General features: G+C 74.1%; 19 protein-coding genes. 6 read left to right on the forward strand and 13 right to left on the reverse strand.

What is annotated here, in order from left to right:
- Positions 1-354: 354 nt before the first annotated feature.
- Positions 355-1,362, reverse strand: coding sequence for a stage II sporulation protein M (locus ACGF1Z_RS34670; protein ID WP_393010483.1), 1,008 nt, complete (start codon positions 1,360-1,362; stop codon positions 355-357).
- Positions 1,363-1,482: 120 nt separating this feature from the next.
- Here ACGF1Z_RS34670 and ACGF1Z_RS34675 point away from each other — a divergent pair, with 120 nt between their 5' ends.
- Complete coding sequence (locus ACGF1Z_RS34675) at positions 1,483-2,430, forward strand: RDD family protein (protein ID WP_393010485.1); 948 nt, start codon at positions 1,483-1,485, stop codon at positions 2,428-2,430.
- Positions 2,431-2,468: 38 nt separating this feature from the next.
- Here ACGF1Z_RS34675 and ACGF1Z_RS34680 read toward each other — a convergent pair whose 3' ends face one another.
- Positions 2,469-3,080, reverse strand: coding sequence for a hypothetical protein (locus ACGF1Z_RS34680; protein WP_393010487.1), 612 nt, complete (start codon positions 3,078-3,080; stop codon positions 2,469-2,471).
- 138 nt (positions 3,081-3,218) lie between these two features.
- The gene (ahcY, locus tag ACGF1Z_RS34685; protein WP_393010489.1) at positions 3,219-4,673 is read right to left on the reverse strand and encodes an adenosylhomocysteinase; all 1,455 of its coding nucleotides are present in this window, start codon (positions 4,671-4,673) and stop codon (positions 3,219-3,221) included.
- Between the two features lie 408 nt (positions 4,674-5,081).
- Between ahcY and lepB the strand changes: the two genes are divergently transcribed.
- Entirely contained in the window at positions 5,082-5,762 is a 681-nt protein-coding gene (gene lepB / locus ACGF1Z_RS34690; protein WP_393010491.1) for a signal peptidase I, read from the forward strand.
- A 411-nt stretch (positions 5,763-6,173) separates the two neighbouring features.
- On the opposite strand, the gene ACGF1Z_RS34695 is transcribed toward lepB, so the two are convergent.
- From ACGF1Z_RS34695 to ACGF1Z_RS34720, 6 genes are all read right to left on the reverse strand, one after another.
- Positions 6,174-7,115: a cation diffusion facilitator family transporter gene (locus tag ACGF1Z_RS34695; RefSeq protein WP_393010493.1), complete on the reverse strand. Its 942-nt coding sequence runs from the start codon at positions 7,113-7,115 to the stop codon at positions 6,174-6,176.
- 91 nt (positions 7,116-7,206) lie between these two features.
- Positions 7,207-8,358, reverse strand: coding sequence for a mannose-6-phosphate isomerase, class I (manA, locus tag ACGF1Z_RS34700; RefSeq protein ID WP_393010495.1), 1,152 nt, complete (start codon positions 8,356-8,358; stop codon positions 7,207-7,209).
- Between the two features lie 434 nt (positions 8,359-8,792).
- Positions 8,793-9,947, reverse strand: a complete 1,155-nt coding sequence (locus ACGF1Z_RS34705; RefSeq protein ID WP_393010497.1) for an SIS domain-containing protein — start codon at positions 9,945-9,947, stop codon at positions 8,793-8,795.
- A 97-nt stretch (positions 9,948-10,044) separates the two neighbouring features.
- Positions 10,045-10,227, reverse strand: a complete 183-nt coding sequence (locus ACGF1Z_RS34710; protein WP_382487820.1) for a Trm112 family protein — start codon at positions 10,225-10,227, stop codon at positions 10,045-10,047.
- Positions 10,228-11,370: 1,143 nt separating this feature from the next.
- On the reverse strand, positions 11,371-12,732 hold the full coding sequence (locus tag ACGF1Z_RS34715) for a phosphomannomutase/phosphoglucomutase (protein WP_393010499.1): 1,362 nt from the start codon (positions 12,730-12,732) through the stop codon (positions 11,371-11,373).
- A gap of 97 nt (positions 12,733-12,829) precedes the next feature.
- Positions 12,830-13,258, reverse strand: coding sequence for a DUF3499 domain-containing protein (locus ACGF1Z_RS34720; RefSeq protein WP_376638599.1), 429 nt, complete (start codon positions 13,256-13,258; stop codon positions 12,830-12,832).
- Positions 13,259-13,563: 305 nt separating this feature from the next.
- On the opposite strand from ACGF1Z_RS34720, the gene ACGF1Z_RS34725 reads away from it, so the two are divergent.
- On the forward strand, positions 13,564-13,980 hold the full coding sequence (locus ACGF1Z_RS34725) for a metallopeptidase family protein (protein ID WP_393010539.1): 417 nt from the start codon (positions 13,564-13,566) through the stop codon (positions 13,978-13,980).
- A gap of 118 nt (positions 13,981-14,098) precedes the next feature.
- Here the strand turns inward: ACGF1Z_RS34725 and ACGF1Z_RS34730 are convergent, their stop codons facing one another.
- From ACGF1Z_RS34730 to ACGF1Z_RS34740, 3 genes are all read right to left on the reverse strand, one after another.
- Positions 14,099-15,631: a DUF5719 family protein gene (locus ACGF1Z_RS34730; protein WP_393010501.1), complete on the reverse strand. Its 1,533-nt coding sequence runs from the start codon at positions 15,629-15,631 to the stop codon at positions 14,099-14,101.
- Positions 15,628-19,284, reverse strand: a complete 3,657-nt coding sequence (locus ACGF1Z_RS34735; RefSeq protein WP_393010503.1) for a glycosyltransferase family 2 protein — start codon at positions 19,282-19,284, stop codon at positions 15,628-15,630. The genes ACGF1Z_RS34730 and ACGF1Z_RS34735 overlap by 4 nt, the downstream gene beginning before the upstream one ends.
- 263 nt (positions 19,285-19,547) lie before the next feature.
- On the reverse strand, positions 19,548-19,811 hold the full coding sequence (locus ACGF1Z_RS34740) for a WhiB family transcriptional regulator (protein WP_345487777.1): 264 nt from the start codon (positions 19,809-19,811) through the stop codon (positions 19,548-19,550).
- A gap of 672 nt (positions 19,812-20,483) precedes the next feature.
- Here ACGF1Z_RS34740 and ACGF1Z_RS34745 point away from each other — a divergent pair.
- From ACGF1Z_RS34745 to ACGF1Z_RS34755, 3 genes are read left to right on the forward strand one after another with little or no spacing between them, the layout of a single operon-like run.
- The gene (locus ACGF1Z_RS34745; RefSeq protein ID WP_393010505.1) at positions 20,484-21,002 is read left to right on the forward strand and encodes a cysteine dioxygenase; all 519 of its coding nucleotides are present in this window, start codon (positions 20,484-20,486) and stop codon (positions 21,000-21,002) included.
- A gap of 54 nt (positions 21,003-21,056) precedes the next feature.
- On the forward strand, positions 21,057-22,013 hold the full coding sequence (gene cofD, locus ACGF1Z_RS34750; RefSeq protein WP_393010507.1) for a 2-phospho-L-lactate transferase: 957 nt from the start codon (positions 21,057-21,059) through the stop codon (positions 22,011-22,013).
- Positions 22,010-23,329 (forward strand): coenzyme F420-0:L-glutamate ligase, encoded by a 1,320-nt coding sequence (locus tag ACGF1Z_RS34755; protein ID WP_393010509.1) that lies wholly within the window; start codon positions 22,010-22,012, stop codon positions 23,327-23,329. Before cofD ends, ACGF1Z_RS34755 begins: the two co-directional genes overlap by 4 nt.
- Positions 23,330-23,347: 18 nt before the next feature.
- On the opposite strand, the gene ACGF1Z_RS34760 is transcribed toward ACGF1Z_RS34755, so the two are convergent.
- On the reverse strand, positions 23,348-24,334 hold the full coding sequence (locus tag ACGF1Z_RS34760; protein WP_393010511.1) for a DNA-3-methyladenine glycosylase family protein: 987 nt from the start codon (positions 24,332-24,334) through the stop codon (positions 23,348-23,350).
- Positions 24,335-24,340: the final 6 nt, after the last annotated feature.

Consider the following 24,340-nt stretch of genomic DNA (forward strand, 5'->3'; position numbering starts at 1 on the left):
TTCCTCCGGGCGCTTCCTTCGTTTCCGACTCTATCAGATCTTTCCGACCCGATTTCCTCGGTGCTTTCCGGTCCCGGCTTTCCGACTTTCGTCTTTTCTCCGAGGCCTTCCGGCGCGTCCCGACTTTATCAGAATCATTTCCGTCGGCCTAACGGGCGACTTCGTGATCGAGATAGGGAATCGGGGTGGCTCCGTCATTGTCGATGTCCGACCGGAGCGAGAGAGAGTCTAACTCGTCGACCTTGAGCTTGTCCAGCTCCAGGCAACCGTTTGAATCTACCTCCCCACGCCACCCGTGTCAACGGGTTTTGCGGGCGAAGAGGAGGCTAGCAGCTCGGCGGGGTGCTCCGCACATCAGGCCGCGGTGGGCAGCTCGGCCGTGCGGTCCGCCTCCTCGACGTCGCCCATGTCGCCGGCGCGGGCCGCTCGACCGCCCAGGACGTAGACGTACGCGAGGAATGCCAGTTCGGCGACGACACCGATGGCGATGCGGGCCCACGTCGGAAGGCCGGAGGGGGTCACGAAGCCCTCGATCAGGCCCGAGACGAGAAGGACCAGGGCGAGACCGACGGCCATGCCGATCGCCGCACGGCCCTGCTGGGCGAGGGCGGTACGGCGGGTCATGGGGCCGGGGTCGATGACGGTCCAGCCGAGGCGGAGGCCGGTGCCGGCGGCGACGAAGACGGCGGTCAGTTCCAGGAGGCCGTGCGGGAGGACCAGGCCGAGAAAGACGTCGAGGCGGCCGGCGGACGCCATGAGGCCGATGCCGACGCCGAGGTTCAGCATGTTCGCGAAGAGGACCAGCAGCACCGGGAGGCCGAGGAAAGCCCCGAAGACCAGGCACACGGCCGCCGCCTGGGCGTTGTTCGTCCACACCTGCGCCGCGAAGGAGGCGGCGGGGTGGCTGGAGTAGTAGGTCTCGTACCGGCCGCCGGGGCGGGTCATCTCGCGGAGCTCGGCCTGGGCGCCCATGGCCGACTGGACCTCCGGGTGCGTCCCGATCCACCAGCCGATGAGGGCGGCGAGCAGGGTGGAGAGGATCGCGGTCGGTATCCACCAGTGACGTGAGCGGTAGACCGCCGCCGGGAAGCCCCCGGTCAGGAAGGCGGCCGCGTCGCGCCACGAGGCGCGGCGGGTACCGGTGACCGTGGCGCGGCCGCGGGCGACGAGCTGGGTGAGCCGGGCCGTGAGCATCGGGTCCGGAGCGCTGGACCGGATGAGCGAGAGGTGCGTGGCCGTGCGCTGGTAGAGCGCGACGAGTTCGTCGGCCTCGGCTCCGGTGAGGCGACGGCCGCGGCGCAGCAGGTGGTCGAGGCGGTCCCACTCGGCCCGGTGGGCGGTGACGAAGACGTCGAGGTCCATGATCGACTGCTGCTCCAGGCACTGGGTGCGTACGGGTCCGTACTACTGCGGCGCGCTGCGGGTCAGCTTGGCAGACTGGCGTTCGGACGGGGATCGGCAGGCCGACGAAGGGTGGGCGCGGTGAGCGGGGTCGTGACGGGGGATGCCGTCTATCTGGGGCTGCAGCCGGCTCGGCTGCCGAGCCGGGCGCTGGCGCTGCTGCTCGACCTGGTCGTCGTGTGGGCCGGCTACCTGCTGATCAGTGTGGGGATCGCGCTCGCCACGGCCTCGCTGGACGAGGCGGCGGTGATGGCGCTGTCCGTCGCGTCCTTCGTGCTGGTCCTGGTCGGGGCGCCGATCGCCGTGGAGACGCTGTCCCACGGGCGGTCGCTCGGGAAGCTGGTGTGCGGGCTGCGGGTGGTGCGGGAGGACGGCGGGCCGATCCGGTTCCGGCACGCGTTGGTGCGCGGGGCGATGGGGGTCGTGGAGATCCTCATGACGATGGGGGTCGTCGCCTGCGTCGCCTCGCTGGTGTCCGAGCGGGGCCGGCGGATCGGCGACGTCTTCGCGGGGACCCTGGTGGTGCGGGAGCGGGTGGCTCCCGCGTCCGCTCTGGTCGTGCCCCCTCCCCCGCCGTGGCTCGTGGGGCGGTTCGCCGCGCTCGATCTGTCGGCCGTGCCCGATGCCCTGTGGCTGGAGATACGGCAGTACCTGACGCGTATGGGCGGGCTCGACCCCGCGATCGGTCAGCGGCTCGCGGAACGCCTGGCGGACGAGCTGGTGGCGCGGACCGGGACGCCTCCGCCGCCGGGTGTGCCGGCGGCCGCGTATCTCGCGGGTGTCGTGGCCGAGCAGCAGGCGCGGGACGCGCGGCGGGCCTTCGCCCCTGCGGCCGCGCCGGCAGCGGGGGGCGCCTCACCGGCCCCGTCGGGTGGTGCGGCGGCTCCCGCCGCGACCGCTCTCCCACCCGTCTCCTTCGGGGGCGCTCCCCCGGCTGCTCCCGCCTCCGCGCCGGCCGCTCCCGTACGCCGGCCGGAGCCCGCGGACGGTGAGGGGCCGCGCGCGACCGGGTTCGCTCCCCCGGCCTGAGGGGCCGCGCAGCGCGGATGCGGGGGCGGCGGTCGGCGTCAGCGGGCGTTCGGCGGGGTGTCGAGCTCTTCGAGTTCGATGCCGGGGGCCGCGAGGACCACGTCGCCGGCGATGTGGACGGTGTGCCGCTCGCCCGTGTCGAGGGCGCTGACCTGGTACTCGTCCACGATCAGGGGGCCGTTGTCAGTGGCGTGCGCTTCACTCTTCACCAGGGCCCAGGACTGGTCGACCGTCAGGGGGGCGAGCACGGGATCCGTGAAGGCGACGAGCCGGACGCGGGTCTCCGGGGAATCGGGGGTGAGGCGCAGGAGTCGGGAGATCGCGACGAGGAACGCCGGGGACGTGCCGGTGAAGGCGTGCGCGCGCACATTGCCTTCGGTGGCGTGGGTTCCGGTGGGGTCGGTACGGACCCAGGTGACGCCGTCGAGAGCGGCGCCGCGGACCTGCCAGTCGGCGGCGTGGAGTTCGAGACGGATGGGGCGGCCCAGGTCGTCGACGGCCAGGTCGACGGAGCCGCTCGGTTCGCCGGAGGGGGTGGTGGTCCGTGCGACGTAGCGCCAGCCGGAGGGGCCGGGCGCGCAGTGGAAGTGCTCTTCGCCGAGGGGGGTGTGATCGTGCGGATCGTAGAGCGAATAGCGGCCGCGGGGCATGGGTCCTCGGGGTGCGTCCTGGGGCGGTAGTCGGGACGGGGCAGGCCCCCGGCACGGGGGTGCGGGGGCCTGCCTGTTCCGCTCCGGGTTTCCGTGACGGGCGGGTGCCGGTGTCTGCCGTCACCCGCCGGTCGTGGATCAGTAGCGGTAGTGGTCCGGCTTGAACGGGCCCTCGACCTTGACGCCGATGTACTCGGCCTGCTCCGGGCGGAGGGTGGTGAGCTTGACGCCGAGGGCGTCGAGGTGGAGGCGGGCGACCTTCTCGTCGAGGTGCTTGGGCAGCACGTAGACGTCGGTCGGGTACTCCTCCGGCTTCGTGAAGAGCTCGATCTGGGCCAGGGTCTGGTCCGCGAACGAGTTCGACATCACGAAGGACGGGTGGCCGGTCGCGTTGCCCAGGTTCAGCAGACGGCCCTCGGACAGGACGATCAGGACCTTGCCGTCCGGGAACGTCCAGGTGTGGACCTGCGGCTTGACCTCGTCCTTGACGATGCCGGGGACCTTGGCCAGGCCGGCCATGTCGATCTCGTTGTCGAAGTGACCGATGTTGCCCACGATGGCCTGGTGCTTCATCTTGGCCATGTCCGAGGCCATGATGATGTCCTTGTTGCCGGTCGTGGTGATGAAGATGTCGGCCGTCTCCACCACGTCGTCCAGCGTGGCGACCTGGTAGCCGTCCATCGCCGCCTGCAGCGCGCAGATCGGGTCGATCTCTGTGACGATCACGCGGGCGCCCTGGCCGCGCAGCGACTCCGCGCAGCCCTTGCCGACGTCGCCGTAACCGAAGACCACGGCGGTCTTGCCACCGATGAGGACGTCGGTGGCGCGGTTGATGCCGTCGATCAGGGAGTGGCGGCAGCCGTACTTGTTGTCGAACTTCGACTTCGTCACGGCGTCGTTCACGTTGATCGCCGGGAAGAGCAGCGTGCCGGCCTGCATCATCTCGTACAGACGGTGGACACCGGTCGTGGTCTCCTCGGTGACGCCGCGGATCTCGGACGCCAGCTGGGTCCACTTCTGCGGGTTCTCGGCGAGGGTCCGGTTGAGGAGCTGGAGGATGTAGCCGTACTCCTCGCTGTCCGCGGTGGACGGGTCCGGAGCGGAGCCGGCCTTCTCGAACTCGACGCCCTTGTGGACGAGGAGGGTGGCGTCACCACCGTCGTCGAGGATCATGTTCGGGCCGCCGGTCGGGGTGTTCGGCCAGGTCAGCGCCTGCTCCGTGCACCACCAGTACTCCTCCAGGGTCTCGCCCTTCCAGGCGAAGACCGGAACGCCCTGCGGGTTCTCCGGGGTGCCGTTCGGGCCGACGGCGATGGCCGCGGCGGCGTGGTCCTGGGTGGAGAAGATGTTGCAGGAGGCCCAGCGGACCTCGGCGCCGAGGGCGACCAGGGTCTCGATGAGGACGGCGGTCTGCACGGTCATGTGCAGGGAGCCGGTGATGCGGGCGCCGGCGAGGGGCTGCGCCTCGGCGTACTCCCGGCGGATCGACATGAGGCCGGGCATCTCGTGCTCGGCGAGGGTGATCTCCTTGCGGCCGAACACGGCCAGGGACAGGTCGGCGACCTTGAAGTCCTGCTTGGCGACAGTCGTCATGACTGGAGCTGCTCCTCGTGGATCGGTTTCGAGGGTCGAGTGGGCACCTGGCACCGCGGCTGTGGGCGACGCGGGCATACGAATGCCCGGTGCTCCCGCGTGGATTCGCGGTGCAGTCGTCGGAGGCCCTCTCTCCCTCGGCCGGTCCATGCGCGGACCGCCCGACCGCCATCAGCAGCGACGTCTGGCTGGTCACGAATCTACACCGATCGGCGCAGCGGCCCACAGTCCACCCGGACCGAGATCGACCGGATCGGGGGTCGCGGCGGGGTCCCGGGCCGGGGCCCCGCCGATCCTCGTGCCGCTCTCCCCGGGCCGGTGGGGCCGGTCGCGGGGGGATCCCCTCCGGCGGCCTGGGCCCGCGCCTATAGGGTGCGGGCCGAGATCGTGTCGGGAGGGGACCCAGGGATGAGATCGGGAAGACCGGGGCGGGGCCTGCGGATCGCGGGGTGGATCCTGCTTCCGCTGGGTGTGCTGACGGCGCTCGCCACCGTGCTGGTGGGGGACACGTTCTTCGGCGGCCACACCGTCGGTTCCGACTCCATGGAGCCGACGTACCCCAGGGGCGACACCGTGTTCACGAAGAAGATCGACGGCGCCGAGGTCCGGCGCGGTGACGTGGTCTTCTGCTACCTCCCCGGCCGCTACGCGGACACCGACCTCGTGTTCCAGCGCGTCATCGGCGTCGGCGGCGACCGGGTGCGGAGCGACGGGCGCCAGGTGTACGTGAACGGAACGCCGCTGCGGGAGAGCTACGTCGCCGGTGCCGGCGACATGGGCGGTGCCGGCGAGGACTACGACGTGAAGGTGCCGGAGGGCCGGCTCTTCGTCATGGGCGACAACCGGGACGTGTCGCGGGACTCCCGCTTCTTCGTCGACGACGGTGTCGGCGGGACGATTCCCGCCGACGCGGTCCGCGAGCGGGCCCTGGAAGGGAAGGCCGTCCCCGTCCTCACCGCCGTCGGTGGCCTGGCCGGCGGCATCGTCGTCGCGCTGGCCGGGCTCGGCTGCGGGCTGGCCGGGTGGCTGGTCGGCCGGTCGGCGCGGCGGGCCGCGGGCTCGCCGCCGCCTCCGTACGCCGTGGCCTGAAGGGCACCGCGTACGGAGGCGTACGAAGGGCACGGACGGACGCCGGGGCGCGATGGCGCGGCCGCACGACCCGGCATGACGGGCACGGCCGGACCCCGTCGTGCGACAGGCACGGCAGCACGCCTCGCGTCGCGGGCACGGCCGGGCGCACTCGCGCGACGGGCGACGGGCGCGCTCGCGCGGGCGACGCGCATCGGGACCCGGCACGTCACCATCGCCTCCTCCGGCGCCTTCACCGCGGCCGACGGCAAGGACGTGCGGAGCGGCCCGGAGGGGTCTCCCGGGGCCGGGGAGCGGGTACGGCACGGCGAAGGCCCCGGACCCTGGTGATCGGGTCCGGGGCCTTCGCCGTGCGACGAGGGGCCGGTGCTGTCGGCCGGTGGCCTGGCGGCGGGCGCCGGGCCGCCGGTGTCAGGCCGTGTCCGCCTTCGCCCGCGCCGCCCGCTCGCTGTAGATGTCCGGCTCCAGGTAGATGACCCGGGCGATCGGGACCGCCGCGCGGATACGGGCCTCGGCCGCGTCGATGGCGGTGGCGACCTCGGCGGCGGTGTCGTCGTGCTGGACGGCGATCTTCGCCGCGACGAGCAGCTCCTCCGGGCCGAGGTGGAGCGTGCGCATGTGGATGAGGCGGGTGACGGTGTCACCGTCGACGATCGCCGCCTCGATCTGCTTCACCTGCTCGATGCCGGCGGACTCACCGAGCAGCAGCGACTTGGTCTCGGCGGCGAGCACGAGGGCGATGACGATGAGCAGGACACCGATGCACAGGGTGCCGATGCCGTCCCAGAGGCCGTCGCCGGTCAGCAGGGCCAGGCCGACGCCGCCGAGGGCGAGGACGAGACCGACGAGGGCGCCGAAGTCCTCCAGGAGGACGACGGGCAGCTCGGGGGCCTTCGCCCGGCGCACGAAGTCCTTCCAGGACTGGTCGCCGCGCAGGGGGTTCGACTCCTTGATCGCGGTGCGGAAGGAGAAGCTCTCCGCGATGATCGCGAAGACGAGAACGCCGACGGGCCAGTACCAGGCCTCGATCGGGTGCGGATGCTTGATCTTCTCGTAGCCCTCGTAGACGGCGAACATGCCGCCGACCGAGAAGAGCACGATGGAGACCAGGAAGGCGTAGATGTAGCGCTCGCGGCCGTAGCCGAACGGGTGCTGCGGGGTGGCCTCGCGCTGGGCTCGCTTGCCGCCGAGGAGGAGCAGGCCCTGGTTGCCGGAGTCGGCGAGGGAGTGCACGGACTCCGCGAGCATCGAGGACGAACCGCTGAAGAGGAACGCCACGAACTTGGCTGCGGCGATCGCGAGATTGGCGGCCAGTGCCGCCACGATCGCCTTGGTTCCGCCTGACGCGCTCATGGGTGTGTCTGTTCCCTTCGTCGATGCTCCGGCCCTGCCGACGGCAGCATATTGCCGATCCTTTGCCGTCGTTCGGCCGGTCATTCTCGCATCAGGCGATGACGGTGGCGCGAAAGACCGTTCCCGTACCGGACAGTTCGGCCTTTTCGCCCGCCGGTACGAACACGGACTCGCCGGGTGCGAGGGACTCGCCGCCCACTTCGGGGCGGCCTGCGGAGGCGAGGAGGATCTGCGGCGTGGGGGCGGTGACGTCGGTCGGTGCGGCGCCCTCGGCCCGGACGAAGCGGGACAGCCGGAACTCGTCGATCGGGGTGTCGTAGACCTCCTCGCCCGTCGAGGAGGCCTCGGGGCGGAGCACGCCCGGGTCCATCGGTTCGAAGCGGACGACGCGCAGCAGTTCGGGGACGTCGACGTGCTTGGGGGTGAGTCCGCAGCGCAGCACGTTGTCGGAGTTGGCCATGATCTCTACCCCGAGGCCGTCGAGGTACGCGTGCGGGACGCCGGCGCCCAGGAAGAGCGCCTCGCCCGGCTGGAGCGAGACCGGGTTGAGCAGCATGGCGGCGAGCACGCCCGGATCGCTCGGGTAGTGGTGGGCGATCTGGGCGTACGGGGCGTGGGCGCCGCCCAGCCGGGCGGCGGCGTGCGCGGCCTCGGCGACGGTGTGCGCCATCTCCGTGCGGTCGGCGGTGAGCAGCGCGGTGAGGACCTCGCGCAGGGCGGCCTCTTCGGGGTGCGCGTGGAGCACGTCGACGTACGGCTTGAGGGAGTCCACGCCGAGCGCGGCCATCGTGTCGGCGGCCTCGACGGGGTCGCGGAAGCCGCACAGGCCGTGGAAGGGGGTGAGGGCGCAGATCAGTTCGGGCTTGTGGTTGGCGTCCTTGTAGTTGCGCCGCGGGTCGTCCAGCGGGAGGCCCGCGGCGTCCTCCGCGGCGAACCCGGCGCGCGCCTGCTCCTGATCGGGGTGCACCTGGAGCGAGAGCGGGGCACCGGCGGCGAGCAGCTTGAACAGGAAGGGCAGCCCGGGACCGAACTTGTCGACGGCGGCCGCGCCGAGTTCGCCCACGGGATCGGCGGCGATGACCTCGTCGAGGGGTCCGCGGGCGGTACGGGACGGGGCGCCGGGGTGGGCGCCCATCCACATCTCGGCCTGGGGCTCGCCGGTGGGGGCGACGCCGAGCAGCTCCGGGATGGCCGTCGTGGATCCCCAGGCGTAGGGGCGGACGGTGTTGACGAGGCGGTCCATGGGGCTTCCAGCTCTTTTCAGTGCGGTGGGTGCGGTGATGGACGTGGGGGCGGCGTCAGGGGGGTGGTGGGGTCGGTGGCGGCGGTACCGGTGGCTGGGGTGCCGGTGGCTGGGGCGTTCCCTGGCCGGTCCAGTTCTGGTGCCGGTTCCGGTGCCGGTGCCGGCGGCGGGCCGAGGCGGTCCCGATGCCGGTGCTGAGGCTGGGGCTTGTCCCCGTACCGCGCTGCGGCGGCGGTCCCAGTCCCGGGTCCCGGTTCCCGCGGCGCCGCCCGGTGCCGGGTCCCGGTGCCGGGTCCCCGGTGCCGACAACGGTGTCGGTGCCGGGTGCCCCGTGCGGCGGGGGATGTGGGGCCGCGGGGGGTGGGCGGTCGGGTGGGCGGTCGGCGCGGGGCCGGGGCGGCGCTGCACCGGTGGTGCTCCGCCCGCCCCCGGGGCTAGTCGGCCGGCCGGCCCGCCGTGGCCAGGGCCAGGTACACGGCGGCGAAGTCGGTGACGGCGATGAGCTCGGCCAGGTTCTCCAGTGCCGTGCCCTCCTCCGGCTCCAGCTCGCTGATGGCCGTGCCGTGGCCGAGGGCGAGTTCCCGGGCGGACGGGGCGGCGCTGAGGGCGTTGCCCTCGGCGGGGCGGTCACGGATGAGGACGACGCGGGCGCGCAGCGCCTGCTGCTCCTCGACGCGGTCGCGGAAGAAGTCGTCGGGGTCGGCACCGGCCGCGTAGTCCCCGGCGAGCAGCATGCCGTGGGCCGGCAGCGCCTCCGGGAGCTCGGCGGCGAGCGCGGGCAGCCCGGCCAGCTCGGCGAGGACGGCGGCGAAGCGGCGGCCGGCCGGGCCGGCCGCCTCGCCCTCGGTCCACACGAGCGGCATGCTGTCGGCGAGCTCGGCGGCGAGGGTCTTGGCGGGGTTGCTGTACGTGGCGATGGCCGGGCCGCAGCGTTCCGCCATGTGGTCCAGGCGATCGGCGACCTGCTCCAGCGCCTCCGGCGGGGCCTCGACCAGACCGACGCGGTCCAGGAGGGCGAGCAGCGGCGTGAACAGCGCCCACAGGGCTCCCGGGCTCGCGGCGAGGACCTCCTCGTACTCCTCGGCGGTCTCGTGCGGGGCCATGGCCATCGGCACGAGCAGGCCGTGGGCGCCGCTGACGGCCTCGGCGAGCGGGGACTGCTTCGGGGCGACGCCGACGACGGTCATGCCGCGGCGGTACGCCTGCTGGGCGAGGACCGCGAGGCCCGGCTCGGAGCCGTCCGTCGTCGGGAGCAGCAGCAGGTCCACCGAACCGGCCCAGCCGGGCAGCGCCCAGCGGAGCGCGCCCGCGGCGGGGGCGACGCCGGTGGGCTGGAGGCGGATGACCGGGGAGGACGCGCCCGCGAGCGCGCCGACCAGGTCGGCGACACCGGCGGCGGCGGTGCCGGGACCGGCGACGAGGACGGCGCGGGGACGGCCGTCGGGGCGGAGCTCCGCGATGCCGGCCTCGGCGGCGTGCCGGGCGGCGGTCCGCACCAGGGCCCCGGCTTCGGCCGCGCCGCGGAGCAGACCGCGGTGGTCGGCGAGGGCGAGGGCGTCCGGTGCGTCGAGGAGCGTCTCGTCGAGCATGTGGCGGGCCTCCGGTCGTCGGAGCGGGGCCGGCCGTCGCGGGCCGGCGGGGACATCCTCCGGGGGGCGGCCCCGGAGGGCTTCCTCTTGGGTCTGGTTACTCGGGGCGGCGCGCCTCGTCGACCAGCAGGACCGGGATGCCGTCGCGGACCGGGTAGGCGAGCCCGCAGTCGGCGGAGGTGCAGACGAGCTCCGGGGTGTCGTCCGCGGAACGGTCGTTCAGCGGGGCGTGACAGGCCGGGCAGGCCAGGATCTCCAGGAGGCCGGCTTCGAGCGGCATGGGCGGTCCCTTCGGACGGTACGGGCGGGGCGTCCGTATGAACGGTCGGACGATCGGCTGTTCGGCCGGTCGTCCGGGCGGCGTCTCGTGCCGTCTCGGGCCGTGTCATACGGGCGGTCTCGGGCCAGGTCAGCCTACCGCCGGGCCGCGGGCGACGCGCCGGGCGTGGGGGCGGTGCCGGGGGTTACGTTGCGGGGTGCGCGTGGCGGGGGGTGGACGGGCGGGGTAACGGGGGGCGACGGCGTCATGACCGGGCGGGTCCCGGGGCGTTCGGGTGGTCCCTCGGCGGGACCGCGGCCGGGGTCCCTGACCGGGGATCCCGGCTCCCCGGGCGGGCTCGGATCGCCCGGGTGAGCCGCCTGAGCCCTGCGGGCGCCTGGGCCTGGGAACGCCTGGGCCTGGGGCGCCTGGCCTTGCGAGCGCCTGGGCTGGGGCGCCTGGCCCTGCGGAGCTCGCGGCCGTGGGGGGACTTCCCCGGACCTCGGGATACGGCTCTGGGGGTACGGGCCCCCCGCCGCGGCGACCGTCGTACGGGGCGGGACGTACGGGGAGCCTGGGCCCGGCAAGGGCTGACGTCCCGTGTGCCCACCCGTCCCGCCCCAGCGGGACGATTGCCCACACGGAGGTGGGCGGGCGGACCCGACCCGAGCGGGCTCGGGTCCTCCGGGCGAGCGCGGGCTGCCCGCCCGGAGGTCGGGAGCGGCAGCGGGTGGACGGAGCCCGCCGGAGCGGGGTGCCGGGGCCGGACCGGAAGCGTGCAGGGAATGTCCTGGCGTACCCCGACAGGCGGCGCCCCCATGTGGGGCGCGGTGACCCGAGCCCAGCCGATCCGCACAGCACACTCACGCGGCCCCGAAGCCTCAACCCCGAACCGACAGGGCAAGGCGGAGCCCGAAACCGGCGGACCCGGCCACGGCCGTCCCGAGCCCAGCCGTGGCCCGGACCGACGGAGCCGGGCGAGGCCCGGACCGACGGGGCAGGGCCGGGCCCGAAACCGCCAACACCGGCCACGGCCGGCCCGAGCCCGGCCGTCCCGAGCCCGGCCGGGCCGGGCGGGACGGTCGGCTCGGCCAGTGGCCCTGGGCGCGGCGGCAGGAGGCGGGAAGGCCCGGGCGGGGAGGGGACGGCGGCGCCTTCGGGTGGTCAGGCGCGGATGAGGGTGAGGACCTCGTCGCGGAGGGTCTGCATGGTTTCGGGGTCGCGGGCTTCCACGTTGAGGCGGAGGAGGGGCTCCGTGTTGGAGGCGCGGAGGTTGAACCACCAGTCGGCGGAGGTGACCGTGAGGCCGTCGAGGGTGTCGAGGGTGACGCCCTCGCGGGACTCGTAGGCGGCCTTCACCGCGGCCAGGCGGGCGTTCTGGTCGGCGACCGTGGAGTTGATCTCGCCGGACGAGGCGTAGCGGTCGTACGAGGCGACCAGGGCGGACAGCGGTCCCTCCTGGCCGCCGAGGGCCGCGAGGACGTGGAGCGCGGCGAGCATGCCGGTGTCCGCGTTCCAGAAGTCCTTGAAGTAGTAGTGCGCGGAGTGCTCGCCGCCGAAGATCGCGCCGGTCTTCGCCATCTCCTCCTTGATGAAGGAGTGGCCGACGCGGGTGCGGACGGGCGTGCCGCCGTGCTCGCGGACGACCTCCGGCACGGACCAGGAGGTGATCAGGTTGTGGATGACCGTGCCGCCGGGCGTCTTCGCCAGTTCGCGGGCCGCGACGAGGGCCGTGACCGCGGACGGGGAGACCGGGTCGCCGTTCTCGTCGACGACGAAGCAGCGGTCGGCGTCGCCGTCGAAGGCGAGGCCCAGGTCGGCGCCCTCGGCGCGGACGCGCGCCTGGAGGTCGACGATGTTCTTCGGGTCGAGGGGGTTGGCCTCGTGGTTCGGGAAGGTGCCGTCCAGCTCGAAGAACATCGGGACGACGTCCAGCGGCAGACCCTCGAAGACCGTGGGGACGGTGTGGCCGCCCATGCCGTTGCCCGCGTCCACCACGACCTTGAGGGGGCGGATCGCCGTCAGGTCGACCAGGGACAGCAGGTGGGCCGCGTAGTCCTTGAGCGTGTCGCGCTCGGTGACCCGGCCCGGCGTCGCCGCCGCCTCCGGGGCGCCCTCCTCCGTCCAGCGCTCGACGAGCTCGCGGATCTGGGACAGGCCGGTGTCCTGGCCGACCGGGGCGGCGCCCGCGCGGCACATCTTGATGCCGTTGTACTGGGCCGGGTTGTGCGAGGCGGTGAACATCGCGCCGGGCAGGCCGAGCGCGCCCGAGGCGTAGTACAGCTGGTCGGTCGAGCACAGACCGATCAGCGTCACGTCGGCGCCGAGGCGGGCCGCACCGCGGGCGAACGCGGCGGACAGGCCCGGCGAGGAAGGGCGCATGTCATGGCCGATGACGATCGCGTCGGCGTCCACGACCCGCACGAAGGCCGCGCCGAACAGCTCGGCCAGTGCCTCGTCCCACTGATCCGGCACCACCCCGCGGACGTCGTACGCCTTCACGATCTGCGACAGATCAGCAGTCACGGATCAATCCTCCTGAGGTCCCTGAAGTCTCGGCTGCGGGTACGCGCGGCTGCGGCGCGCGTACGGAACGCCCAAACTACCCGGGATGGGGGCTTGATCAGTTTTCGGGGGAGCGGAGCACCCGGAGGTGTCCCCGGCGTCCGACCTCCATCGGGTCGCCGCCGCGGCCGCCCTTGCCGCCGGCCTCGGCCGCGCGCTCCTGGGGGCGGGCCGCCTCCCGTACCGCGTTGGCCAGGGCTTCGAGGTCGTCGCCGCTGGGGCGGGCGGGGGCGCTGCCGTCGGAGAGCCGCACGACCTCCCAGCCGCGCGGGGCGGTCAGACGCTCGCTGTGCTCGGCGCACAGGTCGTAGCAGTGGGGCTCGGCGTAGGTGGCGAGCGGGCCGAGGACCGCAGTCGAGTCGGCATAGACGTACGTCAGTGTCGCGACGGCAGGGCGGCCGCACGCGGTGCGCGAACAGCGACGTACAGGGCTCACGACGTTGGACGGTACCGCACTCTTGAGCGGGCCGCGACGACTCTCCCCCAGGTCACTCCACCGTGTCGCGGTGTGACGTCCGCCACTGACCTGGCCGGGTCGCCCGTTCTGACCTGCGGGAGCGGTGTGGCACGGGGGCCGGGGCGGTATGCGATCCGGACAACGGGAGAGGGAAATCCGGTCAACGACCGCCAGATGGCCGATCCCCGGGACTTTGGAATTCGAGCCCTTGCTTGGCCTGAATGCTCAACTTCCGACAACCGGGGCGGCCGCGCACCGCCTCCGGCCGCTTCCCCGACCGGTCCCGGACCACCGGAGAGAGTTACGCTGCGTCAGTGACCGACACCACCGACAGCATGGACAGTCCCGCGCCGCGCGTACGGCGGCGCGACCGGCACGGCCGGGGCATGCGGGGGCCGGTCGCCCCGCCGCAGGTCCCGCTGTCCGCGAGCCGGGCGGACACCTTCCGCGACCTGGTGCTGGACTCGGTGGAGCGTCTCGAACGGCGCTGGCCGCAGCTGGCGGACGTGGAGTTCCTGGTGATGGAGGTCCCGCCGACGGTGGCGGGCGAGCCGGTCGTTCCGCTGGGCGGTTCGACCCCCGCGGAGAAGAACGACCCGGCCCGCGTGGTCGTCTACCGCCGGCCCGTCGAGATCCGCTCGAAGAGCCGTGACGAGCGCGCGCTCCTGGTCCACGAGGTCGTCGTCGAGCAGGTCGCGGATCTCCTCGGCCTCTCCCCCGAGTCCGTCGACCCGCGCTACGGGCAGGACTGACCGGCAGCACCGCATCACCACCCGTACGGGCGGCCGGACCACCCGTACGGGGAGGTTCCGACCGTCTCCCTACCGACCCGGCTCCGCCGCCCCCGCGGCGTGACTCGGCCGGGCCGGCTCAGTCGTCGAGGACCGACAGGTCCTGGCGCGCCGTCGGGACCTCCACCGTGCCCCGGTCGTCGGAGACCGTCTGGACGGTGAACATCGGGATGCCGTCCTGCGGCAGCTCCAGCATCCGCGCGGCGTGGACGGGGCCGCCCGACAGGTGCTCGACGGTCAGCGCGTAGGAGCCCTTCAGGCCGCCGGGGACCGGTGCCGGGAGGGAGAGCGTCGTGCCCGCCTTCACGGTGACGGTCCTGGTGACCTGGGTGCCGCCCTGCGAGCCCGCCGAGGCCGTGATCCGTACCTCGGCGCCGGCGGCGGGCGCGGTCAGGGTGAGCGTGGAGCCCTTGGCGCGGTTGTCGGCGACGGTGCCGCGGCCCTCGACGGCGGCGGTCGCGGGGATGAACGCGACCTCCTGCTGGTCGCCCTTGCCCCGGACCACCCGCAGCGCGGCCACGACCGGCGTGGCCTTCTTCGGGTCGGCCGGGGTCAGGAGCAGCGAGCCGGGGTCTCCGCGGGTGAGGTCGGGCAGGTCGACGGCGGCGGACATGCCGGACTTCACATGCAGGGCGCCGGCGCTGGCCGGGACGATCGTGCCGGTCGGGGTGACCAGCTGGACCTTCAGGTCGGCGTCGGCGTCCCCGGGCGCGAAGGCCACGAGCCGCACGGAGGTGGCGTCGGCCGGGATGCCGGGGAGGACGGCCGTGCCGGCCGCGTCGGCGGAGGCCGGCAGCCAGTCACTGCCCAGCTTCTCGTCGGCCGAGCCGACGACGGCGCCGACGCGGCCGCTGCGCGTGGTGACGTGGACCGTGACGTCCTGCTGGGCGGGGTCGGTGGTGAGGGTGGAGAGCAGGACCCGTGCGGTCGAGTGGGCGGGGACCGGGATGCCCTCGGTGATCTGGGTCTTGAGCGCGCCCTCGGGGCCGTACAGCTCGATGTCGGCGACGGCGGCGGTGTCGTCGGGGTTGGTGAGGTGGACGTAGTCCTGTCGCTGCTTGGCGGTGGACGCGGCCGGGAACCAGAAGTCGGTGTCCGGGGCGGAGCAGCTGAGGCCGAGCAGGCCGCGCGATCCGCCGGCCGGGACGACGGTGGTCTGCTGGACGGTCCAGCCGGGTGCGAGCGCGCCGTTGGCCGACCCGGCCAGGGCGGGCGCGGTGGGGCCGTCCGCCTCGGCGGTCACGGGGGTGCCGGGCTGGGAGACGGTCGCGGGCGGCTTGGGCGGCTTGGGCTTCTTGGCGGGGGTCTCGCCGGGGGCGGCGGCCGCGGCGGCGGGCGTCAGCTCCGCCTTCGCGTCGCTCCGGGACTCGCCGCCCGCCTTCGGCGCGCCCTGCGCGGGCGCCCCCTTCGGGGTGAACGAGGTGTAGGCGGTCTCGGCGAGCTCCGAGGTGCTGGGCGCCGGGCAGAGCAGGCTGGAGCGCTCGACCGGGAGCGGCTGGGCGGCCTCGGTGGTCCGGGGCGTGGTGCCGTCGGGGGCGGTCACGGCGGCGACGCCGGTGACGGCGGCGAGCGTGGTGGCGACCGCGATCAGGGAGAGGGTCGTGCGCTTCACTGGTTGCTGCTCCCGTCGGGACGCTGCTGCTGCTCGTAGCCGTACGGGTCGTAGGCCTGCTGTTCGTACCCGTTCGCGTCGGCGTCGTAGCCGTTGCCTTCGTAGGCGTTCGCGTCGTAGCCGTGCTGCGGGGCGTTCGGGTCGTAGGCGTTCTGCTGGGCGTACGGGTCGTAGTGCTGCTGCGGGTACTGCTGGGGGTCGTACTGCTGCTGCTGCTGCTGCGCGTACGGGTCGTACGCGTACGGCTCCTGGTAGTAGCCCTGCTGCTGGTCGGCGTACCGGCCGTCCCAGGCGGGCTGCTGCTGCTCGTACGCGGGCTGCTCCGGCACGGGTGCGGGGGCGGGCTCGGCGGCCTGCGGGGCCTCGGGCTCCGGCTCGTTCTGCTCGGCCGCGGCCTCCGCCTCGGCGGCCGCGCGCAGCCGGCGGGCCCGGCGGCCGTCGCCCTCCATGGCCTGGGCGGGGATGGCGACCTCCTCGTCGGGCAGGTCGTCGTCGATGTCGCGGCGGCGGCCGGGCAGGGCGAGGACGAGCAGGACGACGCCGAGGAAGACCTGGGTCCAGATCCACACCGTGTGGGTGAAGGGCTCCTCGAAGGTGAGGTCGAGGCGGCCGGCCTCGGCGGGCAGGGTGAAGCCCTGGGCCCAGCCGTCGACGGTGGTCGGTTCGAGCTTCTTGCCGTCGAGGGTGGCGGTCCAGCCGGCGTCGGCGCGGTCGGCGACGCGCAGGACGCGCCCGGCGGGTCCGGCCGGGACGTCGGCGTGGGCCTCCACGGGGCCGGCGGCGACCGTGACCGGCCGGGCGTCCGTGGTGGCCGCCGTGTTCCTGCCGGCGCCCGCCACGATCGTGATGCGGGCGACCTCGCGGTCGACCCGCCACAGGGCGCTGCCGTCGAGCTGGCTGAGCCGGGAGAGGCCCGGGGTGGAGTCGAGGACGCGGCCCATCGAGCGCGGCGCGCCGTCCCGGACGAGGATGTAGCGGATCGCGAAGCCGCTGAGCTCCTGGGTCTGGTCGGCGCCGGAGCCGGCCACGAGGTGGGCGACGACCTGGTCGAGGCGCGGGTCGCTGCCGCCGGTGGCGGCGAGTTCGGCGTCGCCGAGACGTGCGCCGGAGCCGCGGACCAGGGTGTAGGAGACCTCGCCGGGCGAGCTGCCGCCGAGGACGAGGGTGCGGGCCTGGTCGCGGGTTCCGCTCTCCTCGGCGACGAAGGCGGGGACCTGGACCGGGTCGCGGCGGGTGAGTGGGCCGTCGGCGCCGCCGATCATCCAGCCGGCCGCGGCGACGACCGGACCGAGCGCGCAGGCGAGCGCGACGAGGGCGGCGACGGGCTGGCGCCAGCCGAAGCCGTGGGCGGCGACGCGGGTGCGGCCGCCCTCGGCTCCGACCATGCCGGCGGCGACCAGGGCGGCGCCGTAGACGAGGGTGGCGGGGCCGGCCCAGCCGGTGCCGCCGGCGCCGTTGGTGAGGACGGCGAAGAGGAGTCCGCCGAGGGCGGCGGCCCAGGCGGCCCGGACGGCGAGGACGCGCTCCTCGCGCAGCAGGGCGGCGAGTCCGGCGAGGACGAGGCCGGCGAGCACGATCCCGCCGGTGGCGCCGGGGCCGCCGGGGCTGGTGCCGAGCAGGTCGAGGGCGGAGGCGGTGCCCGTGCGGATGTCGAGGCCGGCCTCGCGCAGCAGCGCGGACGGGCTGGTCAGCAAGGACAGCGACCAGGGCGCCAGGACGAGCAGCGGGGTGCCGACGGCGGCCAGGAAGCGCAGCCCGTAGGCGGTGATGTCGGCACGGCGCAGCACGAGCACGCCGATGCCGAGGACGGCGGCGAGCGCCCAGACGACCGGCGTGAACGCCGTGGCGAAGGTGAGGAGGAAGGTGTACGCCCAGGTGGCGCGCCAGCTGCCGCGTTCGCCGGCGGGCCGGTCGAGGCCGTGCGCGGCGACGGCGGCGCGGGCCATGAGGGGCAGCAGGATCGCGAGGACGGCGGTGCCGAGCCGGCCGGTGGCGAGGGCGCCGGTGGCGGCGGGCAGGAAGGCGTACGCGATGGCGCCCCAGGCGCGCAGCAGCCGGGACTCGACGATGCCGCGGGAGGCGAAGTACGCGGTGAGGCCGGCCAGCGGGACCGAGCAGACGAGCAGCAGGGTCAGCGCGAAGGACGTCGAGCCGAGGAAGAGCGCGGAGAGCGCGGCCAGGACGGCGAGGTAGGGCGGGGCGGTCTGGGTGCCGCCGCTGCCGATGGCGTGCCAGCCGTCGGCGTAGCGCGACCAGAGCCCGGAGACGGTGTCGGGGGCGGGCAGCAGGGTGCCGCCGGCGAGGGAGCCGCCGCCGAAGAGGTTGCGGCAGGCCACGACGGAGACGACGAGGAGGAGCGCGAAGAGGACGGGCCCGGGCTTGCGGGCGATCTTCTTCAGGCGCGCGAACTGCTCGATCTCCAGGTAGTCGGCGTCGTCGCCGCCGGGGCCGGACTCGACGGCGCCGTGCCGGGAGCCGGTGTCGGCGTCGGAGCCGCCGAAGTGGGAGGCGAACTGTTCCGCGGCGGCGCGGACGGTGGCGCCCGGCGGGGGGAAGAGCGGGCGGAGTTCGTTCGCGGGTACGGCCGGGTTCCTGCGCCGCTTGCGGGCGGCGAGGATCTTCTCGGGGCGCAGCAGGGTGGCGAGCAGTCCCATGATCTCGTCGACGGCCTGGCCGGGCGCCTTGCCGACGAGGTAGCCGAGGGTGCGCAGGACGGTGCCGACGAGCAGCCGGAGGAGGACGTAGGGCAGCGCGCGGCCGCGGGTGTTGGCGAGCAGCGTGTAGACGGCGCCGGCCTTGTCCACGCGGTGCGGGTTGGCGGTGGAGCGGCCGGCGCAGTCGACGGTGCGGCGTTCGCGGGCGGAGGCCTCGGCGTGGCGCAGGACGGCGTCGGGGGCGACGAGGACGCGGTGGCCGGCTGCGTGGGCGCGCCAGCAGAGGTCGACGTCGTCGCGCATGAGGGGCAGCCGGCGGTCGAAGCCGCCGAGCTCCTCGAAGACGTCGCGGCGGACGAGCATGCCGGCGCTGGAGACGGACAGCACGGAGCGGATCTGGTCGTGCTGGCCCTGGTCCTGCTCGCGGCGGTCGAGTCCGGTCCAGCGGCGGCCGCTGCGGGCGACGGAGACGCCGGCTTCGAGCAGTTGCTTGCGGTCGTACCAGCCGCGCAGCTTGGGGCCGATGACGGCGGCGTACGCGTCGGAGTCGGCGACGCGCAGCAGTTCGGCGAGCGCACCGGGCTCGGGCGCGCAGTCGTCGTGGAGCAGCCAGAGCCACTGGACGGGCTCGCCGTGCGGGAGTTCGGGCAGGTCGTAGTTCTCGTCCTGCCAGGTGCGGGTGACCGGGTCCCAGCCGCTGGGGCGCTTCAGGTACGGGAGTTCCTCGGGTCCGAGGACGGGCGCCGTGCGGACGGCCTCCTCGACGGCGGCGCCGAATCCGGTGCGGCGGGCGAGGTGGAGGACGTGGTCGGGCCCGATCGCGTCGGCGAGCAGTCGCGCGGAGTCGTCGGCACTGCCGGTGTCGGCGGCGACCGCGTTCTGTACGGGGCGCTCCTGGGCGAGCAGCCCGGCGAGGGCGTCCGGCAGCCAGCGGGCGCCGTCGTGGGCGACGAGCACGGCGGTGACGACGTGTCGCGGAAACTCAGGAGTTGAGGACATCGAGCTACGGGCCCTCCGGCCGGGGGGGCGCCCCGCGAGGGGGCGTGGGAGCGTCTCGGACGGAGGCCCACACTAACGGCAGACACGGAGGGGCGGCGCGCAGCGCCTCGGTGAGGGGCGGTGGGCGGGGGCCGGAGAACGGCGACGGTCCGCCGCCTGTGGTGGAGTGCACAGGGTGCGGACCGTTCGTGGTGTGCGGGTGTACGCGGACCGGCGTGCGGTCGGGCGGAGCGGGCGGCGGGTGGCCGGATCCGTTCGTCCCGTCAGACGGCGGCCTTTTTGAGGCGCCGGCGCTCCCGCTCGGACAAACCGCCCCAGATACCGAAGCGCTCGTCGTTCTGCAGCGCGTATTCGAGGCATTCGGAGCGGACCTCGCAGGCGAGGCAGACCTTTTTCGCCTCGCGGGTCGAGCCGCCCTTCTCGGGGAAGAAGGACTCGGGGTCGGTCTGGGCGCACAGTGCGCGCTCCTGCCAGCCGAGTTCCTCGCCCGCGTCCTCGACCAGCAGTTCCTGGAACAACTCGGTCATGTGCGCCCCTCGTCCGTCTTTTTCGCGTCCCCGTGGTGTTGCCGTCCCGCATCGATGCCGGCCGAACGACACGAGTGAAATTACAAGTTCGTGCTCTGTGCGAGTCAAGCCGAGATCTGCTATTGGGCCCCGTATTCACTCTGCGGAACCAAGCGTATGCGGAAAGTGTTCAAATCACCAAAAACCATGACACATGCCGCCGGCCTGCCCTGTCCGCCGACGCCTCACGAAGAAGGACGACCGAATCGTGGATCTTGTTGCGATCCAGCCACGGAAGCGATCCGGATCACAGTCTGATCACGAGACCTCCACCGTGTTTGCGGCGGCGACTGCTGCGCCATGTGTCCTGGCCAGGCCCTGCACAAACCTTTCTCCGCGCACAGCAACCGTATGAGGTGAAACATGGCGGCCAAATCGGGCATTGGGTTGACAGTCGGGTACCTCTCCCGCCACTTTGGTGGCATGCCAGCGACCGCAGCGCCCTCCGCGACCCACGCCCGTGGGTTCCGCCGCGCTGTCCAGGACCGCTGTTGCTGTTGCTGTCCCAGCTGTTGACGCGCGCCTTCTCCCCAGCGCTCCAGCACCCTCCCGCGCGGCCGTCCCGCCGGCGCATCCCCTGCTCCACCCCTTGCTCTGCGACCCCCAGCACTTCTGCCGAGGAACCACCGCACCATGAACATGGACAGCGACCTTCAGATCGCCGGCGACATCCTTGAGGTACCGCACCTCCTGCAGCCCGCCCGCGAGCACCCGGCCACCGTGGCCGAGTTCGTCGGCCTCGCCCGCGAGATCGCCGCCGACCGCGCCCAGTGGGCCCCGTACGTCGAGTACGACGCCACCACCCGCTGGTACCACCGGCTGCGCACCGGCCCCGGCTACGAGGTCTGGCTGCTGTCCTGGCTGCCCGGCCAGGGCAGCGGGCACCACGACCACGGCCCCTCCTCCGGCGTACTGACGCTCCTGGAGGGCGAACTGACGGAGCGTACGGACCGCGGCGCGCAGAAGATCGCGGCCGGCGCCCAGCGCGTGTTCGCGCCCGGCTACGCCCACGAGGTCGTCAACGACTCCCTGGAACCGGCCGTCAGCCTGCACGTCTACCACCCCGGACTGACCGAGATGCCGATGCACGAGTCGCTGCGCGCGCAGTGCACGCCGGTGCCGGCCGCGGCCCCCGGAGCCGTACCCGCCTGACCGGCGCGCCCACCACCCCTCGGGGGACCGGCCCGCGGCTGACAGACTGTGCCCATGCGCATTGTGGTTCTGGCCGGTGGCATCGGTGGTGCCCGCTTCCTTCGCGGCCTCAAGGAGGCCGCGCCCGACGCGGAGATCACGGTCGTCGGCAACACCGGTGACGACATCCATCTCTTCGGCCTCAAGGTCTGCCCCGACCTCGACACCGTGATGTACACCCTCGGCGGTGGCATCAACGAGGAGCAGGGCTGGGGCCGCGAGGACGAGTCCTTCACGGTCAAGGAGGAACTCGCGGCCTACGGGGTCGGGCCCGAGTGGTTCGGCCTCGGCGACCGCGACTTCGCCACCCACATCGTCCGCACCCAGATGCTGGGCGCCGGCTTCCCGCTGAGCGCCGTCACCGAGGCGCTGTGCGCCCGCTGGCAGCCCGGCGTCCGGCTGCTGCCGATGTCCGACGACCGCGTCGAGACGCACGTGGCCGTCGAGACGGACGGCGAGCAGCGGGCCGTGCACTTCCAGGAGTACTGGGTGAAGATGCGCGCCTCCGTGGACGCCAAGGCCGTCGTACCGGTCGGCGCCGAGCAGGCGAAGCCCGCGCCGGGCGTCCTGGAGGCGATCGCCGAAGCCGACGTCATCCTCTTCCCGCCGTCCAACCCCGTCGTGTCCGTCGGCACCATCCTGGCCGTCCCCGGCATCCGCGAGGCCGTCGCCACCGCCTCGGCGCCGGTGGTGGGCCTCTCCCCCATCGTCGGCGACGCGCCGGTGCGCGGCATGGCCGACAAGGTGCTCGCGGCGGTCGGCGTGGAGTCCACGGCGGCCGCCGTCGCCCGGCACTACGGCTCCGGCCTGATCGACGGCTGGCTCGTCGACACCGTCGACGCGGACACGGTCGCCGACGTCGAGGCGGCGGGCATCCGCTGCCGTGCGGTGCCGCTGATGATGACCGACCTGGAGGCGACCGCGGCGATGGCCGGCGAGGCGCTGGCGCTCGCCGCGGAGGTCGCCGGATGACGGCCGGAGCCGGCCGCACCGCGCCGCGCTTCGAGGTCTGGGCGCCCGACGGGATGCCCGAGGTCGGGCCCGGGGACGACCTCGCCGGGCTGATCGCCTCGGCCGCACCGGACCTCGCCGACGGGGACGTGCTGCTCGTCACCTCGAAGATCGTGAGCAAGGCGGAGGGGCGGGTGATCGCCGCCGACGACCGGGAGAAGGCGATCGACGCCGAGACCGTGCGGGTGGTGGCGCGGCGCGGGGCGCTGCGGATCGTCGAGAACCGGCAGGGCCTCGTCATGGCCGCCGCCGGCGTCGACGCCTCCAACACCCCGGCCGGGACCGTGCTGCTGCTGCCCGAGGACCCTGACGCGTCCGCCCGCCGGATACGCGCCGGGCTGCGCACGGCGCTCGGCGTCGAGGTCGGCGTCGTCGTCACCGACACCTTCGGACGGCCCTGGCGCAACGGACTCACCGACGTGGCCATCGGCGCGGCCGGGGTGCGGGTCCTGGACGACCTGCGCGGCCGGACCGACGCGCACGGCAACGAGCTGAACGTGACCCTGGTCGCCCACGCGGACGAACTCGCCGCCGCCGGCGACCTGGTGAAGGGCAAGGCCGAGGGCCGGCCCGTCGCCGTCGTGCGCGGCCTCGGGCACCTCGTGGGCGGCGACGCGGAGCCGGGTGCCCGGGCGCTGGTCCGCGACGCGGCCGACGACATGTTCCGCCTCGGCACCTCGGAGGCCGTACGGGAGGCGGTGACGCTGCGGCGGACCGTCCGGGAGTTCACCGACGAGCCCGTCGACCCGGGCGCGGTGCGGCGGGCCGTCGCCGCGGCCGTCACGGCGCCCGCCCCGCACCACACCACGCCGTGGCGCTTCGTGCTCCTGGAGTCGGCGCAGGCGCGGCGGGAGCTGCTCGACGCGATGCGGGACGCCTGGGTCGCGGACCTGCGGGCGGACGGCAGGTCGGAGGAGTCGGTCGCCCGGCGGGTCCGGCGGGGCGACGTCCTGCGCAACGCGCCGTACCTGATCGTGCCGTGCCTGGTCATGGACGGCTCCCACCACTACGGCGACCCGCGCCGGGACGCCGCCGAGCGCGAGATGTTCGTGGTCGCCGCGGGCGCGGGCGTGCAGAACCTGCTGGTCGCGCTGGCCGGCGAGCGGCTCGGCTCGGCGTGGGTGTCCTCGACGATGTTCTGCCGAGACGTCGTACGGGAGGTCCTCGGGCTGCCGGCGGACTGGGACCCGATGGGCGCGGTGGCCGTCGGACGCCCGGCGGCACCGCCGAAGGAACGCCCCGCGCGGGACGCGGCGCGGTTCGTCGAGGTGCGCTGACCCGGGCCGGCCGTGGCCCTACAGGGCCGCGATGTCGTTGGGCGCCAGGCGGGGCGCCCGGCGCGGCGGGACCCGGCCGCTGAGCAGGATCAGGCGGGCGGCGCGGTGGCGCTGGCCCTCGTAGGGGGCGAGCAGTTCCAGCATGGCCGCGTCGTCCGCCGTGCGGTCGCCCGCGAGGGCCCAGCCGACGATGCCCGGGAGATGGAGGTCGCCGGTGGTGACCTCGTCCGGGGCGCCGTTGCTGCGCTGGATCGTCTCGGCGGAGGTCCACGGGCCGATCCCGGGGATCAGCTCCAGGCGCCGGCGTGCCTCGGCGGGGGCCATCCGGGCGGCCTCCTCCATCCGGTGCGCGACCCGCGCGGCGCGGACGACGGCGGCGGAGCGCTTGCCGTCGACGTTCGCGCGGTGCCACTCCCAGGACGGGATCATCGCCCAGGTCCGGGCGTCGGGCATGGCGTACATGCCCTCGGGGGCGGGGCCCGGGGCGGGCTCGCCGTATTTCCGTACGAGCAGCCGCCAGGCGCGGTAGGCCTCGTCCGTCGTGACCTTCTGCTCCAGGATCGACGGGATCAGCGACTCCATCACCAGCCCCGTGCGGGTGAGGCGCAGGCCGCGGCGGGCCCGGTGGGTGACGGCCAGCAGCCTGTGGCGCGGGACGAAGGCGGCGGGGTCGTCCTCGGCGCCGAGCAGCGCGGGCAGCCCGTCGAGGAGCCACGGCCCGCCGGGTCCCCAGGCCTCCGCGGACACCGCCCCGCCGCGGATCCGCACCCGCAGGGTCCCGGCCCCGGCCGGGGTGCGGCTGACCCGCCAGACGGAGCCGTCGGCGGTGGTCCGGAAGGTGGGGTCGCCGGGGCCGCGGCGCAGCGGGCCGAGGGTGAGCCCGAGGTCGAGCTCCAGGGCCGGATCCCGCTCCAGGTCCCGGACCTGGGGCCGGGGCACGGGCACGTGTCCGCCGCGGACCGTGACGGGGGTGACGCGGGGGCGGGGGGCGAAGCGGCCGGACATGGCTAT

Source organism: Streptomyces sp. NPDC048018, from assembly GCF_043202995.1.
Taxonomy (GTDB): Bacteria; Actinomycetota; Actinomycetes; order Streptomycetales; family Streptomycetaceae; genus Streptomyces.